Genomic DNA, 17,526 nt, shown 5'->3' with positions numbered 1-17,526 from the left:
TCAGGGCCGGGCCAGCGCCGCCAGTACCAGTTCGCAACTGCGCTGGCCATAGGCGGTGAGTACTTCACGAATGCGCGGCAAGTCGCGCAGCACCACCGCCTCGAGCAAGTGACTGAACAGGCCCAGGTAATCGACCATGTTCGCTTGACGCTGGTCCAGGGACAGGTAGTAGGCGCGGCTCATGGCGGGTTGCAGGTTCTCGACGGTTTCCTGGAGGAACGGATTGTCGGCGAAGGGATAGGCGGCACGCATTACCTCGAAGCTCTCGGCCACGAACGCCTCGATGTCACGCGCGGCGTGAGCCACCTGAAGACGCTGTTGAATGTCCAGAAACGGGCGCAGTTCGTCTTCGTTGCGCCAGCGTTGTGCAACCGCGTTGCCCAGCAGGATGTAGAACTCGCTCATGAGCGTGCACAGGCTGCGCACACTGCGCTCGTCCAGCTCGGTGACGTGGGCGCCACGGCGCGGCAATATCGCCACCAGGTGGCGGCGCTCGAGGATCAGCAGCGCTTCACGCACCGAACCCCGACTGACGTTGAGCGCCTGGGTCACCTTCTGTTCCTGGATACGCTCTGCAGGCGCCAGTTCGCCGCGGATGATGCGCTCGGCCAGGTAATCGGCGATCTGCTCGGCGAGGCTGTCCGGGGCCTTGAACGTCATGGTTTTCCTTCAAATCACTGAACGGGGCACAAGGGGGCGGATTGTAGCCTACTTGCCCCTGGGAAGCGCAGCGGTGTATCGCGGTTTATTTGACCGCCCGGACAGCTGCCGGGTCGGCGCGATCTATGCTTGGTGTAAGCACCATCAACCAGGGTGGGCCGGCCGCCGAGCAATTTCCTGACCTTTGAGTCAGAAAAACATTGACCCGCGTGACAGGTGTTGCTTAGAGTCGGCCCAACAACAATAAAACCATTGCGAGGCCATCCCCGTGATCCAGTTTCTCGTCAACCAGGAGCTGCGCAGCGAGCACGCCCTGGACCCGAACATGACCGTGCTGCAGTACCTGCGCGAGCAGTTGGGCAAACCCGGCACCAAAGAGGGCTGCGCCAGCGGTGACTGTGGCGCCTGCACCGTGGTGATCGGTGAACTGACTCAGGACGACGCCGGCAACGATGCCTTGCGCTATCGCAGCCTCAATTCCTGCCTGACGTTCGTGTCCAGCCTGCACGGCAAGCAACTGATCAGCGTCGAAGGCCTCAAGCACCAAGGCCAGCTGCACAGCGTGCAACAAGCCATGGCGGACTGCCATGGATCGCAATGCGGTTTCTGCACGCCAGGTTTCGTCATGTCGTTGTTCGCCCTGCAAAAGAACAGTCAGGGTGCCGACGTGCATCAGCCCCAGGAAGCACTGGCGGGCAACCTGTGCCGCTGCACGGGCTACCGGCCCATCCTGGACGCGGCCCGGCAGAGCTGCCGGCAGCCCTGCCACGATCAGTTCGATGCCCAGCAAGCGCAGACCATCGCCCGCCTCAAGGCCATTGCACCGTCGCAGACCGGCGAGCTGAACAGTGGCGACAAACGTTGCCTGGTCCCGCTGACCGTCGCCGACCTGGCCGAGCTGTACAGCTCGCACCCCGAAGCCAGGCTGCTGGCTGGTGGTACCGACCTGGCGCTGGAAGTCACGCAAATGCACAAGACCCTGCCGGTGATGATCTACGTGGGGCATGTGGCCGAGCTCAAGCGGATCGAGCAGACCGCCACCCACCTAGAAATCGGTGCTGCCACCCCACTGACCGACTGCTACCAGGCGTTGAATGCGCAGTACCCGGACTTCGGCGCGCTGCTGCATCGCTTCGCTTCGTTGCAAATCCGCAACCAGGGCACCCTGGGCGGCAACATCGGCAACGCTTCGCCCATCGGCGACTCACCGCCCTTGTTGATCGCACTGGATGCCCAGGTGGTCCTGCGCCAGGGCGAGCGCCAGCGCACGATGCCGCTGGAAGCCTATTTCATCGACTACCGCATCACCGCCCGGCAAGACAGCGAGTTCATCGAGAAGATCCTGGTACCCCTCGCCCGGCACGACTGGACGTTCCGCGCCTACAAGGTTTCCAAGCGCCTGGACGATGATATTTCGGCGGTGTGCGCAGCCTTCAATCTGAGCATCGAGCACGGTGTGGTCAACGGGGCACGCATCGCCTTTGGCGGCATGGCCGCCATCCCCAAGCGCGCCCGTGCCTGCGAGGCGGCGTTACTGGGCCAGCCCTGGAACAAGGCCAGCGTGGAGCGCGCCTGCCAGGCATTGGCCGAAGACTTCACCCCGCTCAGCGACTTCCGCGCCAGCCAGCAGTACCGCCTGCTGACCGCGCAGAACCTGCTGCGCAAGTACTTCATCGAACAGCAAACGCCGCACATCGAAACCCGGGTGACCGCTTATGTCTAATCATCATGTGGCAAAAAGCCAGGCCGAAATGGCCGACCTGTTCCGCCAGGACCTGACCACCGGGGTCGGGCGCAGCGTCAAGCACGACAGCGCCGACAAGCACGTGTCCGGCGAAGCGCTGTACATCGATGACCGACTGGAATTCCCCAACCAGTTGCACGTCTACGCACGCACCGCAGACCGTGCCCACGCGCGCATCCTGCGCATCGACACCACGCCCTGCTATGCCTTCGAAGGGGTACGCATCGCGATTACCCATGAGGACATCCCCGGGCTCAAGGACATTGGACCGGTGGTGGCAGGCGACCCCTTGCTGGCCATCGACAAGGTCGAGTTCTTTGGCCAGCCGGTCCTGGCCGTGGCCGCACGTGACCTGGACACCGCACGCCGCGCCGCCATGGCAGCCATCATCGAATACGAGGACCTCGAACCGGTGCTCGATGTGGTCGAGGCGCTGCGCAAGCGGCACTTCGTGCTCGACAGCCATACCCACCAGCGCGGTGACAGCGCCGCGGCCCTGGCCAGCGCGCCGCATCGCCTGCAAGGCACCCTGCACATCGGTGGCCAGGAACACTTCTACCTTGAGACACAGATTTCCTCGGTGATGCCCACCGAGGACGGCGGCATGATCGTCTACTGCTCCACTCAGAACCCCACCGAGGTGCAGAAACTGGTGGCCGAAGTGCTTGATGTGCCCATGAACAAAGTGGTGCTGGACATGCGCCGCATGGGCGGCGGCTTTGGCGGCAAGGAAACCCAGGCCGCGAGCCCGGCCTGCCTGTGCGCCGTCATCGCCCGCCTGACCGGGCAACCGACGAAGATGCGCTTGCCTCGGGTCGAGGACATGACCATGACCGGCAAGCGACACCCCTTCTACGTCGAGTACGACGTGGGCTTCGACGACCAGGGTCGCCTGCACGGCATCAACCTGGACCTGGCCGGCAACTGTGGCTATTCCCCAGACCTGTCCGGCTCGATCGTCGACCGCGCCATGTTCCATTCCGACAACGCCTACTACCTGGGCGATGCCACCGTCCACGGGCATCGCTGCAAGACCAACACCGCGTCGAACACGGCCTACCGAGGCTTTGGCGGGCCGCAGGGCATGGTCGCCATCGAGCAGGTGATGGACCATATCGCCCGATACCTTGGCCGCGACCCGCTGGCTGTGCGCAAGGCCAACTATTACGGCAAGGACGAGCGCAACGTTACCCATTATTACCAGACCGTCGAGCACAACATGCTCGAGGAAATGACCGCCGAGCTTGAAGCCAGCAGTGATTACGCCGAACGGCGAGCGGCCATCGGTCGCTTCAATGCCGGCAGCCCGATCCTGAAAAAAGGCCTGGCGCTGACCCCGGTCAAGTTCGGCATCTCCTTCACCGCCACCTTCCTCAACCAGGCAGGGGCGCTGATCCACATCTACACCGATGGCAGTATTCACCTGAACCACGGTGGCACTGAGATGGGCCAGGGCCTGAACACCAAGGTGGCGCAGGTGGTGGCCCAGGTCTTCCAGGTGGATATCGACCGGATCCAGATCACCGCCACCAACACCGACAAGGTGCCCAACACCTCCCCCACCGCTGCTTCCAGTGGGGCCGACTTGAACGGCAAGGCCGCCCAGCATGCCGCCGAGATTCTCAAGAAGCGTTTGACCGAGTTTGCCGCCAGGCATTACCAGGTCACCGAGGAAGACGTCGAGTTCCGTAATGGCCACGTGCGTGTGCGCGACCAGATCGTCAGTTTCGAGCAGTTGGTGCAGCAGGCTTATTTCGGTCAGGTGTCGCTGTCGAGCACCGGGTTCTACCGCACACCAAAGATCTTCTATGACCGCAGCCAGGCACGGGGCCGCCCCTTCTACTACTACGCCTTCGGCGCAGCCTGCGTGGAAGTGATCGTCGACACCCTGACCGGCGAGTACAAGATGTTGCGTGCCGACATCCTGCACGATGTGGGCGACTCGCTGAACCCGGCCATCGACATCGGGCAAGTCGAGGGCGGATTCATCCAGGGCATGGGCTGGCTCACCACCGAGGAGCTGGTGTGGAACGCCAAGGGCAAACTCGTGACCAATGGGCCGGCCAGCTACAAGATCCCAGCGGTGGCCGACATGCCGCTGGACATGCGGGTCAAGCTGGTGGAGAACCGCAAGAACCCAGAGGACACGGTGTTCCATTCCAAGGCGGTGGGCGAGCCGCCATTCATGCTCGGAATTGCCGCCTGGTGCGCGATCAAGGATGCGGTGGCCAGCCTGGCCGACTACCGCGTGCAGCCGAACATAGACGCCCCTGCCACGCCAGAACGGGTGTTGTGGGGCTGCGAGCAAATGCGCAAGGCGGCTGCCGTGCAACCTGCGGTGCAGGAACTGGACGCAGTGAACAATTGAAGGTGCGTTGCCTGTTCGGGCCCCATTGCCGGCAAGTCGGCAGGAAGGCCTGAACTGGCATCCACAGGAGGATCTTGCATATGCACCAATGGATCAACGCCCTGGCCGAACATCAAGCCCGCGGTGAGGCCTGCGTACTGGTGACCATCATCGAGGAGCGCGGCTCCACCCCGCGCAATGCCGGTTCGAAGATGGTGGTCAGCGCGTGCGGTTCATACGACACCATCGGCGGCGGCCATCTGGAATACAAGGCGCTGCATATCGCCCGGCAGATGCTCCTTGAGCAACGCGGCACCCCCCATTTGGAACGCTTCAGCCTGGGCGCCAGCCTCGGCCAGTGCTGCGGGGGCGTGACGGTGCTGTTGTTCGAACCCATGGCCGCCGTGCAAGCGCAGATCGCGGTATTCGGCGCGGGCCATGTAGGCCGGGCTCTGGTACCCTTGCTCGCCGCGCTGCCCTGCCGGGTGCGCTGGATCGATTCGCGCGAGCAGGAATTTCCTGCCCAGATCCCTGCTGGCGTGACGCGCGTGGTGAGCGAGGAGCCGGTCGACGAAGTGGCAGACCTGCCGCCGGGCTGCTACTGCATCGTCATGACCCATAACCATCAGCTCGACCTGGAGCTGACCGCTGCCATCCTCAAGCGCAACGATTTCACCTGGTTCGGCCTGATCGGCTCGAAGACCAAGCGGGTCAAGTTCGAGCATCGCCTGCGCGAGCGCGGGTTCGATGCCGCCGTGGTGGCCCGCATGCGGTGCCCGATGGGCCTGACCGAGGTCAAGGGCAAGCTGCCCATCGAAATCGCCGTGTCCATCGCCGGCGAAATCATCGCCACCTACAACGCCCGCTTCGGCCAGCACGATGCTGCCGCCAACGCCGGCCCCATTGCCCAGTTGCTGCCGCCTTCACGGCGCAGCCAAGCCATTTGACGAGTGAGATATGACCGTTACCCGCAAAGCCTACCGAGCCGCCATCCTGCACAGCATCGCCGACCCGGCCGAGGTCGGCCTGGACGCTTCCCATGAGTATTTCGAAGACGGCCTGCTGGTGATTGACGGCGGACGCATCCAGGCCGTGGGCCATGCCAGTGACCTGTTGCCGACCCTGGACGCCGACATACCGGTAGAGCACTACCAGGACGCATTGATCACCCCAGGTTTCATCGACACCCACATCCACTTCCCGCAGACCGGCATGATCGGTTCCTACGGTGAGCAGTTGCTGGACTGGTTGAACACCTACACCTTCCCTTGCGAGAAGCAATTCGCCGATAAGGACCACGCTGACCAGGTGGCGCACATCTTTCTCAAGGAGCTGCTGCGTAACGGCACCACTACCGCACTGGTGTTCGGCAGTGTGCACCCCGAATCGGTCAATGCCTTGTTCGAGGAAGCCGAGCGCCTGGACCTGCGCCTGATCGCCGGCAAGGTGATGATGGACCGCAATGCCCCCGATTACCTGACCGACACCGCCGAGTCCGGTTACGCTCAGAGCAAGGCGCTGATCGAGCGCTGGCATGGCAAGGGTCGTCTGCATTATGCCGTCACCCCGCGTTTCGCACCGACTAGCACGCCTGAGCAGTTGGCACGGGCCGGCCAACTGCTCAAGGAACACCCAGGCGTCTACCTGCACACGCACCTGTCGGAGAACCTTCAGGAAATCGACTGGGTCAAGTCGCTGTTCCCCGAACAGAAAGGCTACCTGGATGTGTACGACCACTTCGAACTGCTGGGCGAGCGCTCGGTATTCGCCCATGGCGTGCACCTGTGCGACGAAGAATGCCAGCGCTTGGCAGAAACGGGCTCGGCGATCGCGTTCTGCCCCACCTCCAACCTGTTCCTGGGCAGCGGGCTGTTCAACCTGCCCCAGGCGGAGCGTTTCAAGGTCAATGTCGGCCTGGGCACCGACGTAGGCGCCGGCACCAGCTTCTCGCTGCTCAACACGCTCAATGAGGCGTACAAGGTGATGCAACTGCAAGGTGCACGCCTGCACCCCTACAAGTCGCTCTACCTGGCGACCCTGGGCGGTGCGCGTGCGCTGCGCCTGGATGACCGGATTGGCAGCCTGCGCCCGGGCAATGACGCGGACTTCGTGGTGCTGGACTACAAGGCAACGCCTTTGCTGGACTATCGCCTGCAGCAGTCCAGAAGCATCGAGGAGACGTTGTTCGTGTTGACCACCCTGGGCGACGACCGCACGGTTCGTGAAACCTATGCGGCCGGCCGTTGCGTGCATCAGCGCGAAGGATAAGGTTCGCGCTTGATGCGAGCCCAGGCGAGCGGTCAGTTCTTGACCGCGACCTTGGGCTTTTTCAACAGATGGGAGAACACCGCGTGCAGATCGTCCGAGGCACTCTCCTCATCCAGGTTCAGCTTGCTGTCGATGTGGTCCATGTGATGCATCATCAGGCTGACGGCCTGGGCGGCGTCACGCGCTTCGATAGCATCGATCAGTTGCAGGTGTTCGTCGTACGAGCAATGGGAACGGTTGCCGCTTTCGTACTGGGCGATGATCAGCGACGTCTGCGATACCAGGCTGCGCTGGAAGCTGACCAACGGCGCATTACCGGCCGCTTCGGCGAGCTTGAGGTGAAACTCGCCGGACAACCGGATACCGGCACCGCGATCCCCTCGAGAAAAGCTGTCGCGCTCTTCGCGGACCATCTGCCTAAGCTCGGCCAACTGCTCGGCCGTGGCGTGCTCCACGGCAAGCTCGGTGATGGCGCGCTCGACCATGCGCCGCGAGAAGAACACCTGGCGCGCCTCCTCCACGGTTGGGCTGGCGACCACGGCACCTCGGTTGGGCCGCAGCAGCACCACGCTCTCATGAGCCAGCCGTGACAGGGCCCGACGAATGATGGTGCGGCTGACGCCGAAAATCTCGCCCAGCGCCTCTTCGCTGAGCTTGGTGCCCGGCGCCAGACGTTGCTCCAGGATGGCCTCGAAGATGTGCGCATAGACAATGTCGTCCTGGGTACCACTGCGGCCGGCCTTGCCGGTACGCGCGGGTTTTTTCAGGGGTTGCAGCTGTTCGTTCATGGGCTCTCGAGGCACGAAGGAAAGTATGGCGTCATTGTACACAGGCTGAGCCGTTTCTGCAGGCGCGCTTTAACGCATATAGCGATTGTTCACCACACCCGGCATACAAAACATAAAACAGTATTTGCTTTCTTTGTACACAAAAGCATAATCGCTCAGGCAACTTCCTGACCTTACGGTCAACAATATCCAGCGACATTGCAAGCCGCTGGACAGTTGCCGCCCTCGCGGAGCCGCCAAGTGCATTGCTCAGGACCACGGGCTCCATAACAACAAGAAAGACTTGAGGAGTACTCGCTGTGGAAAGCCGCAAAACCGAAGTCCCTACGCTGGACATCGCCTCACCGCCCGCCACGGGTTGGCTGGAGCGCATTTTCAAACTCAGGCAACACGGCAGTACCGTCAAGACCGAGCTGATCGCCGGGGTGACCACCTTCATCACCATGGCCTACATCATTTTCGTCAACCCCAACATCATGGCCGATGCCGGCATCGATCATGGCGCCGCCTTCGTGGCTACCTGCATCGCCGCCGCCCTCGGCTGTCTGCTCATGGGGTTGTATGCCAACTGGCCGGTGGGCCTGGCCCCCGGCATGGGCCTCAATGCGTTCTTCACCTACACCGTGGTCGGCACCATGGGCTACAACTGGGAAACGGCGCTGGGCGCGGTCTTCATCTCCGGCGTGCTGTTCATGTTCCTGACGCTGTCCAAGGTGCGCGAGTGGCTGCTCAACAGCATCCCCGTCAGCCTGCGCCATGCCATGGGCGCCGGTGTGGGCCTGTTCCTCGGCCTGATCGGCCTGAAGACAGCAGGCATCATCGTCGACAGCCCCGCCACCCTGATCAAGCTCGGTTCGCTGCATGAACCAGGCCCGCTGTTGGCGGCGGTGTGCTTCCTGCTGATCGCCATCCTCAGCTACAAGCGGGTATTCGGGGCGATCCTGATCAGCATCATCGGCGTGACGCTGGCGGGCTGGGGCCTGGGGCTGGTGAAGTTCGGTGGCGTGGTGTCGATGCCGCCCAGCCTGGCACCGACCTGGATGGCCATGGACGTGGCGGGCGTGTTCAACGTGAGCATGATCAGCGTGGTCCTGGCGTTTCTGTTCGTGCACATGTTCGACACCGCCGGCACGCTGATGGGCGTGGCACAGCGGGCGAACCTGGTGGCCCCCGACGGCCGTATCGAGAACCTGTCCAGGGCCCTCAAGGCCGACAGTGCGTCGAGCGTGTTTGGCGCCGTGGTCGGCGTGCCGCCGGTCACCAGCTATGTGGAAAGCGCAGCGGGGGTGGCCGCCGGGGGTCGCACCGGCCTGACGGCGGTGGTAGTGGGCGTGCTGTTCATCGCTGCCATGTTCTTCGCACCGCTGGCCGGCATGATCCCGGCCTATGCCACCGCAGGTGCCTTGATCTATGTCGCGATGCTGATGATGGGCAGCATGGCGCACATCAATTGGGACGAGGCGACCGACAGCATTCCGGCGATCGTCACCGTGATCATGATGCCACTGACGTTCTCGGTGGCCGATGGCATTGCGCTGGGTTTCATCAGCTACGTGGCATTGAAGGCCGGTACGGGTAAGTACAAGGAGATCTCCGCCAGCTTGTGGGTACTGTGCGCGATCTTCATTGCCAAGTTCATATTTCTTTGACCCGATCCTCTGCGGACAAAGGCGCCTAAGCGCCTAAGTCCGCAGAGGCGGAATGTAACTCATGACCCTGGTACGAGAAATACCGCTTTGTACAACCTTCGCACACTGCCGTTTATCCAGGCGCATAAGCAACGCGAACGCTCAGCACTGGGGCGCATGCCTGATTGGTGTAAACCGCCGACCAGTACCTCAAGACCACCTATCTGCGAGGTGAGCGCGACTACCGTGCACCCTATTTGGAGCTCATCGCAGTGCAAGGCCGCACCTGCCTGAGATGCGCTTGCCAGCAGGCGCGGTGCAGCTACTGGATAGATTGAGAATCTGACGTGTACCCAACGCAAAAAAAAGCCCGCCAGTGTGAGAGCGGGCAAGGACCTACGAAGATTCTTCTAGCGACCAACTAGCTTCCACGATAGGTCGAATAACTGTAAGGCGAGATCAGCAGCGGCACATGGTAGTGCTCCTGCTGCGCATCGATGCCAAAGCGCAATACCACCACATCCAGGAACGGCTGTTCAGGCAGCGCCACGCCTCGCCCGCGGTAGTAGTCACCAGCACTGAACTGCAGCTGGTAAACACCGGAACGGTAGTCATCGCCTTGCAACAATGGCGAATCGACGCGGCCATCGCTGTTAGTGAGCGCCGTGGTGACCAGCGTCAGCTGGCTGCCTTCGACACGGTACAACTCCACGTTGATTGCGCTGCCTGGGCAGCCATGGGCTGCGTCCAGTACGTGAGTGGTCAAACGTCCCATCTGCTTGTCGCCTCGTGTTTGCCAGGGGCAAGTACGCACGGCAGTGACCCGAATCGGGGCAGCGTGCGCCTTGGATGAACGCAATTAAGACATTCGCAACGTAAATTGTACACAATTTTTTTGCTTTCCAAGCCGATGCCCTTGTGGGCCATGGCACCAGCGTGAATTAAGCGGGACACTGCGTCTCCGCCTTGCTTAGCTGACCAAGTGGGCAGGTTTCTTGCAAGGTATCCAGACGCGACACCTGGTCATAAATACGGAAATTCGGACTTACAAAAGAATTCATAAGTTGTATACAATCATTGCATCCGGTGGTGCGACACAGCGACGCGGCCCGCCACCCTGCCCACACGTACAAGAAGGAAGACTGCAGTGAGCGCTGACTACCCTCGCGACATGATCGGTTACGGCAATAACCCTCCTCACCCGCACTGGCCAGGCAACGCCCGCATTGCGCTGTCGTTCGTGCTCAACTACGAAGAAGGCGGCGAGCGCAACATCCTGCATGGTGACAAGGAATCCGAAGCCTTCCTCTCCGAGATGGTCGCGGCCCAGCCGTTGCAGGGCGTGCGCAACCAGAGCATGGAGTCGCTCTATGAATACGGTAGCCGCGCAGGCGTATGGCGCCTGCTCAAGCTGTTCAAGGACAGCGGGATCCCCTTGACCATCTTCGCCGTGGCCATGGCCGCCCAGCGCCACCCCGACGTCATCCGCGCCATGGTCCAGGCTGGTCATGAAATCTGCAGCCACGGCTACCGCTGGATCGACTACCAGTACATGGACGAGGCCCAGGAGCGCGAGCACATGCTCGAAGCCATCCGCATCCTGACCGAAATCACTGGCGAACGCCCGCTGGGCTGGTACACCGGCCGCACCGGCCCCAACACCCGTCGGCTAGTCATGGAAGAAGGCGGCTTTCTCTACGACAGCGACACCTATGACGACGACTTGCCCTACTGGGAGCCGAACAATCCCACCGGCAAGCCGCACCTGGTCATCCCTTACACCCTGGACACCAATGACATGCGCTTCACCCAGGTCCAGGGCTTCAACTGTGGCGAGCAGTTCTACCAGTACCTCAAGGACGCCTTCGACGTACTGTACGCCGAAGGCGCCGAGGCGCCGAAGATGCTCTCCATCGGCCTGCATTGCCGCCTGGTCGGCCGGCCGGCACGCCTGGCAGCGCTCAAGCGTTTCGTCGACTACGCCAAAAGCCACGAGCAGGTATGGTTCGCCCGCCGTGTCGACATTGCCCGCCACTGGCAAGCCACCCACCCGTACCAGAAAGAGACCGTCTGATGACCACCTTCAAGACCCTCAAGCCGTCCACCCTTGACCGTGACGCGTTCGTTCACGCCTTCGCCGACATCTACGAGCACTCGCCCTGGGTTGCCGAGAAGGCCTACGACCTCGGCCAATCGGACGAACTGGACAACGTTCACGCGCTGCACCAGCGCATGAGCGACATCCTCCTGAGCGCACCTCACGCCGACCAACTGGCCTTGATCAACGCCCACCCGGACCTGGCCGGCAAGGCTGCCGTCCAGGGTGAACTGACCGCTTCGAGCACCAACGAACAGGCCGGGGCCGGTATTCACCAATGCACCGCCGAGGAATTCGCGCGCTTCACCTCGCTCAACGAGGCGTACAAGGCCAAGTTCCAGTTCCCGTTCATCATGGCCGTCAAGGGCAGCGACCGGCACCAGATCCTGGCCTCGTTCGAACAGCGCATCCACAACGATGCGAAGGCCGAGTTCGCCGAGGCGCTCAAGCAGATCAACCAGATCGCCCTGTTCCGCCTGCAACAGCTGTAAGCGACCGACGATTCTTTACAGAACAACGCCCAATAGAAGAGATAACCGCATGCGCACCCTGATGATCGAGCCCCTGACCAAAGAAGCCTTCGCCCCTTTCGGTGACGTGATCGAAACCGATGGCAGCGACCACTTCATGATCAACAACGGCTCGACCATGCGCTTTCACAAGCTCGCCACGGTCGAGACCGCCGAGCCTGAAGACAAGGCGATCATCAGTATTTTCCGCGCCGACGCGCTGGAAATGCCGCTGACCGTGCGCATGCTCGAACGCCATCCGCTGGGCAGCCAGGCTTTCATTCCGCTGCTCGGCAACCCCTTTCTGATCGTGGTCGCGCCACTTGGCGATGCACCTGTATCAGGCTTGGTCCGCGCCTTCCGCAGCAACGGCAGGCAGGGCGTCAATTACCATCGCGGCGTCTGGCACCACCCGGTGCTGACGATCGAAAAGCGGGATGACTTCCTGGTGGTTGATCGCAGTGGTTCTGGCAACAACTGCGATGAGCATTACTTCAGCGAGGAACAGATGCTGATCCTCAACCCCCACCAATAAGAAAAGGTCGGTCATGCCAGGGCACTGCCCGCGCCTGTGACCGGCAAGAGGTACATACTGTGGAAGCACACCTTCACGAGTGGCTGAACCTGAGCATTCGCTGGGTTCACATGATCACCGGCGTGGCCTGGATCGGTGCATCGTTCTACTTTGTCTGGCTGGAGAACCACCTGAATCGAAGCAACCCGCGCGATGGGTTGTCAGGTGACCTCTGGGCCATCCATGGCGGTGGTATCTACCACCTGGAAAAATACAAGCTCGCCCCGCCGAAAATGCCCGAGAACCTGCACTGGTTCAAATGGGAAGCCTACTTCACCTGGATGTCCGGCATTGCCCTGCTGTGCGTGGTGTTCTACTGGAACCCCACCTTGTACCTGCTGGCACCGGGTAGCACCCTCAGTGGCGCCGAGGGCGTGGCGATCGGTATCGGGTCGCTGGTCGTGGGCTGGTTCGTCTACGATTTCCTGTGCGACTCGCCCCTGGGCAAGCGCCCTGCCCTGCTCGGTGCGGTGCTGTTCGTGCTGATCATTGCCGCCTGCTGGGGCTTCAGCCTGGTGTTCAGCGGCCGCGGCGCCTACCTGCACACGGGCGCGATCATCGGCACCATCATGGTCGGCAACGTGTTCCGTATCATCATGCCGGCCCAGCGTCAGCTGGTGGCTGCCATCGAGAACAACCAGACCCCGGACCCGGTCTTGCCGGCCAAGGGCCTACTGCGGTCACGCCACAACAACTACTTCACGCTGCCGGTGCTGTTCATCATGATCAGCAACCACTTCCCCAGCACCTACGGCAGCCAGTACAACTGGCTGATCCTGGCGGGGATCGCAGTGGCGGCGGTGTTGATCCGTCACTACTTCAACACCCGTCACGACAGCAACAAGTACGCCTGGACGCTGCCGGTCGGTGCCCTGGCCATGATCTGCCTGGCCTATGTCACCGGTCCCAAGCCAATGCCGGTCAGCCCGGAACAGGCCGCTGCCAAGATCGAATACCAGCCGTTGCCAGCCACGGCCGTGGGCGGCAAAACGGCCGCTGAGCGCCGCGCCGAAGACGCGGCCAAGCCCGCCGAACCGGCGGTGCCGGCCGAGGCGACGGCGCAGGCCGGCGGTGACAGCTTCGAGAAGATCCATCACGTGATCCAGGAACGCTGCACCGTGTGCCACTCCTCGAAACCGACCAGCCCACTGTTCAGCGCCGCTCCAGGTGGCGTGATGTTCGACACACCGCAACAGATCCAGGCCCAGGCCGCGCGCATCCAGGCGCAAGCGGTTGCCAGCCAGATCATGCCGCTGGGCAACATCACGCAGATGACCACCGAGGAGCGCAAGCTGGTAGGCGACTGGATCGCCAAGGGCGCGCCGGTCAACTGAGCGTAATTGGCTACACCGCATAACGTCGTACGCAAGCATCGAGCGCAGGCGCTGGCACAGACTTCAAACAAGGCGATCTTCAGGTTGAAGACCGCCATTTGAAGCCTGGGCTCGCCCGCCGCTTGGATCCGAGAATAAAAACAAAACTCGAGGTGCTGCATGTCCGAGTCATCCAAGGCGTCTATCCCGGTAGCGCCGCCGCGACAGCCCCTGCCCCTGTTCCAGCTCTTTCTGGTTGGTCTGCAACATGTGCTTCTGATGTATGGCGGCGCCATCGCGGTACCGCTGATCATCGGCCAGGCTGCAGGCCTGTCCCGCGAAGAAGTTGCCTTTCTGATCAACGCCGACCTGCTGGTCGCCGGCGTCGCCACCCTGGTGCAGTCGCTGGGCATCGGCCCTGTGGGTATTCGCATGCCCGTGATGATGGGGGCCAGCTTTGCCGCCGTCGGCAGCATGGTGGCCATGGCCGGCATGCCCGGCGTGGGCCTGCAGGGCATCTTCGGGGCCACCATTGCCGCAGGCTTCTTCGGCATGCTGGTCGCGCCCTTCATGTCCAAGGTGGTGAGGTTCTTCCCGCCGCTGGTGACCGGCACGGTGATCACGTCCATTGGCCTGTCGCTGTTCCCCGTGGCGGTGAACTGGGCCGGAGGCGGCCAGCAAGCGACCACCTTCGGCTCACCGATCTATCTGCTGGTCGCCGGCCTGGTGCTGGCAGTGATTCTGCTGATCAACCGTTTCATGCGGGGCTTCTGGGTCAACGTGTCGGTGCTGGTGGGGATGGGCCTGGGTTACCTGCTGGCGGGGTCGATCGGCATGGTCGACCTCTCGGGCCTGGGGGCTACCCCCTGGCTGCAGGTGGTCACGCCGCTGCACTTTGGCATGCCCACCTTCAGCCTGGCCCCGATCCTGTCGATGTGCCTGGTGGTGGTGATCATTTTCGTCGAATCCACGGGCATGTTCCTGGCCCTGGGCAAGGTCACCGACCGTGAAGTCACCCCAGGCATGCTGCGCCGGGGGCTGCTGTGCGACGCAGGCGCCTCTTTCATCGCAGGCTTTTTCAACACCTTCACCCATTCCTCGTTCGCCCAGAACATCGGCCTGGTGCAGATGACCGGCGTACGCTGCCGTTTCGTCACGGTGGTGGCCGGCGGCTTGCTGGTGGTGCTCAGCTTGCTGCCCAAGGCGGCCTACCTGATCGCCTCGATCCCGCCAGCGGTGCTGGGCGGCGCGTCCATTGCCATGTTCGGCATGGTCACTGCCACGGGCATCAAGATCCTCCAGGAAGCGGACATCGGCGATCGGCGCAATCAGTTGCTGGTTGCGGTCAGCGTCGGTTTCGGTCTGATCCCGGTGGTACGGCCGGAGTTCTTCGCCCAGATGCCCCAGTGGATGGAGCCCATCACCCACAGCGGCATCGCCATGGCCACGGTCAGTGCGCTGGTGCTCAACGTGCTGTTCAACATCCTCGGCGGCGCGGACCGCGCAGCGCACAACGCGCCCTGCCACCCCCACTGAGCCAACGGGCGGCGCCCTGGCCGCCCATGCTTCACGCCTGAATCACTGCTGTGCCGTCGGCCCACTGCGCGTGGGCCGCCCGGGGCGCGCACGCGCCTGACAACCCACAAGAACAACATCCGGGAGCTGTCACATGAACCACATCCCCACCGCCTTGTTGCTGGGCACCAGCCTGCTTGCCAGCGTACCGAGCCAGGCCGGCCAATGGCTGCAATGGCACGGCGAGAGCCTGACCTACCTGTACGGCAAGGATTTCAAGATCAACCCTGGCATTCAGCAGACGCTTACCTTCGAGCACGCCAACAAGTGGAAATACGGCGACACGTTCCTGTTTGTCGACAAGATTTTCTACAACGGCAAGGCCGACCCCGGCAAAGGGGTGACCACCTACTACGGCGAGTTCAGCCCTCGCTTCTCGCTGGGCAAGATCCTCGACCGCAAGCTCGCCTTCGGTCCGGTCAAGGACGTGCTGCTGGCCATGACCTACGAGCGTGGCGAAGGTGACAATGAAGCCTACCTGATCGGCCCAGGCTTCGACCTGGATGTGCCAGGCTTCAATTACTTCGTGCTCAATTTCTACGTGCGCAATACCGAGGGCAGCCGCCCCGGCGACAACGTATGGCAAATCACGCCCGCCTGGTCCTACACCGTGCCACTGGGCAAATCCGACATTCTGATAGACGGCTACATGGACTGGGTGACCGACAACGACCAGAACCGACGGGGCACCTATCACGCCAACCTGCACTTCAACCCGCAGGTGAAATACGACCTGGGCAAGGCGCTGAGCCTGGGCGACAAGCAGCTGTACGTGGGCTTGGAGTACAGCTACTGGAAAGACAAATACGGCATCGACAGCCGGGGCGCCCTGGACAGCAATCAGAGCGTGGCCAGTGCCTTGATCAAGGTACACTTCTGACAACCTGACCACATGCACAGGTTTGCTCCACCGTGCTCCATGACGGAGCACTTGAGGCCAGGCGCGCAAGCCAGTAATCTGCGCGCCCCCTCGATCAGGGCAGGACGGATTCTGCCTGCGTTTACTGACCGCTCAGTCAATGAATTCGGGCGGTTGGCCAACGTGTTGCCAGCCTGAAAGACCCTTTTCATCCGTTCAGAACGACGTCGAGCAGGATGGTTTCGCCAACCGGGAAGAAGTTGGCTCAACCCTTGCCAGACAGCTGTGGCCCATCGAAAAAAGCTGACTACAAAGACAGAAAAAGCGCCAACACCGAGCGCTGACAACAGATCAACCAAGGGAGCGACATCCGCAATGCGTACCATCAACAGCCTGATCCTCGCCGGCGGCCTGCTGGCCTGTGGCACCACCTTCGCCGGCGACCTGCTGCAGTGGCAGAGCAACAGCCTGACCTACCTGTGGGGCAAGAACTTCAAGGTCAACCCGTCGACCCAACAGACCCTGACCTTCGAGCACGCCGACGGCTGGAAGTACGGCGATAACTTCCTGTTCGTCGACAAGATCTTCTACCAAGGCCAGAAGGACGCCGGCAACGGCCCCAACACCTACTACGGCGAGATCAGCCCGCGGCTGTCGTTCAACAAGATCTTCGATCAGAAGCTGACCTTCGGTCCGGTCAAGGACGTGCTGCTGGCCATGACCTACGAGTTTGGCGAGGGCGACACGGAAGCCTACCTGATCGGCCCCGGTTTCGACCTGGACATCCCAGGCTTCGACTACTTCCAGCTGAACTTCTACCAGCGCACCACCGACGGCAGCCGCCCTGGCGACAATGTCTGGCAGATCACCCCGGTGTGGGCCTACACCATCCCGGTCGGCGCCTCCGACGTGTTGATCGATGGCTTCATGGACTGGGTGGTGGACAACGATGAAAACCGCCGTGGCACCTACCACGCCAACCTGCACTTCAACCCGCAGATCAAGTATGACCTGGGCAAAGCCATGCACCTGGGCGAGAAGCAGCTGTACGTGGGTGTGGAATACGACTACTGGAAGAACAAATACGGCATCAAGGATTCCGGCGCCTTCACCACTGACCAGAACACCATGAGCTTCCTGGTCAAGGTGCTGTTCTGATCACG

General features: G+C 62.1%; 15 protein-coding genes. 12 read left to right on the top strand and 3 right to left on the bottom strand.

What is annotated here, in order from left to right; all coding sequences use genetic code 11:
* A complete protein-coding gene (locus B2S33_RS17170) occupies positions 1–660 on the bottom strand; it encodes a GntR family transcriptional regulator (protein ID WP_023535885.1) in 660 nt (219 codons plus the stop codon).
* A 268-nt stretch (positions 661–928) separates the two neighbouring features.
* Between B2S33_RS17170 and xdhA the strand changes: the two genes are divergently transcribed.
* The 4 genes from xdhA (at position 929) to guaD (ending at position 7,019) form a co-directional block, all read left to right on the top strand.
* Positions 929–2,383 (top strand): xanthine dehydrogenase small subunit, encoded by a 1,455-nt coding sequence (xdhA, locus tag B2S33_RS17165; protein WP_288650719.1) that lies wholly within the window; start codon positions 929–931, stop codon positions 2,381–2,383.
* Positions 2,376–4,772 (top strand): xanthine dehydrogenase molybdopterin binding subunit, encoded by a 2,397-nt coding sequence (gene xdhB / locus B2S33_RS17160; protein ID WP_028687966.1) that lies wholly within the window; start codon positions 2,376–2,378, stop codon positions 4,770–4,772. Before xdhA ends, xdhB begins: the two co-directional genes overlap by 8 nt.
* Positions 4,773–4,852: 80 nt before the next feature.
* The gene (gene xdhC, locus B2S33_RS17155) at positions 4,853–5,698 is read left to right on the top strand and encodes a xanthine dehydrogenase accessory protein XdhC (RefSeq protein ID WP_027916005.1); all 846 of its coding nucleotides are present in this window, start codon (positions 4,853–4,855) and stop codon (positions 5,696–5,698) included.
* A 10-nt stretch (positions 5,699–5,708) separates the two neighbouring features.
* Positions 5,709–7,019, top strand: a complete 1,311-nt coding sequence (gene guaD, locus B2S33_RS17150; RefSeq protein ID WP_027916004.1) for a guanine deaminase — start codon at positions 5,709–5,711, stop codon at positions 7,017–7,019.
* Between the two features lie 32 nt (positions 7,020–7,051).
* On the opposite strand, the gene B2S33_RS17145 is transcribed toward guaD, so the two are convergent.
* Complete coding sequence (locus B2S33_RS17145) at positions 7,052–7,807, bottom strand: GntR family transcriptional regulator (RefSeq protein ID WP_027916003.1); 756 nt, start codon at positions 7,805–7,807, stop codon at positions 7,052–7,054.
* Positions 7,808–8,106: 299 nt separating this feature from the next.
* On the opposite strand from B2S33_RS17145, the gene B2S33_RS17140 reads away from it, so the two are divergent.
* On the top strand, positions 8,107–9,456 hold the full coding sequence (locus B2S33_RS17140; protein ID WP_049695645.1) for an NCS2 family permease: 1,350 nt from the start codon (positions 8,107–8,109) through the stop codon (positions 9,454–9,456).
* Positions 9,457–9,856: 400 nt separating this feature from the next.
* Here B2S33_RS17140 and uraH read toward each other — a convergent pair whose 3' ends face one another.
* A complete protein-coding gene (gene uraH / locus B2S33_RS17135) occupies positions 9,857–10,210 on the bottom strand; it encodes a hydroxyisourate hydrolase (RefSeq protein ID WP_027916001.1) in 354 nt (117 codons plus the stop codon).
* Between the two features lie 372 nt (positions 10,211–10,582).
* Here uraH and puuE point away from each other — a divergent pair, with 372 nt between their 5' ends.
* The 7 genes from puuE (at position 10,583) to B2S33_RS17100 (ending at position 17,521) form a co-directional block, all read left to right on the top strand.
* A complete protein-coding gene (gene puuE, locus B2S33_RS17130; protein WP_027916000.1) occupies positions 10,583–11,509 on the top strand; it encodes an allantoinase PuuE in 927 nt (308 codons plus the stop codon).
* The gene (uraD, locus tag B2S33_RS17125; protein WP_128610324.1) at positions 11,509–12,024 is read left to right on the top strand and encodes a 2-oxo-4-hydroxy-4-carboxy-5-ureidoimidazoline decarboxylase; all 516 of its coding nucleotides are present in this window, start codon (positions 11,509–11,511) and stop codon (positions 12,022–12,024) included. The genes puuE and uraD overlap by 1 nt, the downstream gene beginning before the upstream one ends.
* A 49-nt stretch (positions 12,025–12,073) precedes the next feature.
* Positions 12,074–12,577: an ureidoglycolate lyase gene (locus B2S33_RS17120; protein ID WP_023535901.1), complete on the top strand. Its 504-nt coding sequence runs from the start codon at positions 12,074–12,076 to the stop codon at positions 12,575–12,577.
* A 59-nt stretch (positions 12,578–12,636) separates the two neighbouring features.
* Positions 12,637–13,950: a urate hydroxylase PuuD gene (locus tag B2S33_RS17115; protein WP_027915998.1), complete on the top strand. Its 1,314-nt coding sequence runs from the start codon at positions 12,637–12,639 to the stop codon at positions 13,948–13,950.
* Between the two features lie 159 nt (positions 13,951–14,109).
* Positions 14,110–15,465: a nucleobase:cation symporter-2 family protein gene (locus B2S33_RS17110; RefSeq protein ID WP_023535929.1), complete on the top strand. Its 1,356-nt coding sequence runs from the start codon at positions 14,110–14,112 to the stop codon at positions 15,463–15,465.
* 133 nt (positions 15,466–15,598) lie between these two features.
* Complete coding sequence (locus B2S33_RS17105; RefSeq protein ID WP_049695642.1) at positions 15,599–16,384, top strand: outer membrane protein OmpK; 786 nt, start codon at positions 15,599–15,601, stop codon at positions 16,382–16,384.
* Between the two features lie 354 nt (positions 16,385–16,738).
* The gene (locus tag B2S33_RS17100) at positions 16,739–17,521 is read left to right on the top strand and encodes an outer membrane protein OmpK (protein WP_110607428.1); all 783 of its coding nucleotides are present in this window, start codon (positions 16,739–16,741) and stop codon (positions 17,519–17,521) included.
* The last annotated feature ends 5 nt before the right edge of the window (positions 17,522–17,526 follow it).

This window comes from Pseudomonas sp. UBA5568 (assembly GCF_002425525.1).
Taxonomy (GTDB): Bacteria; Pseudomonadota; Gammaproteobacteria; order Pseudomonadales; family Pseudomonadaceae; genus Aquipseudomonas; species Aquipseudomonas fulva.
Note: the sequence above shows the minus strand (reverse complement) of the source record. Positions and strands in the feature narration are given on the sequence as shown.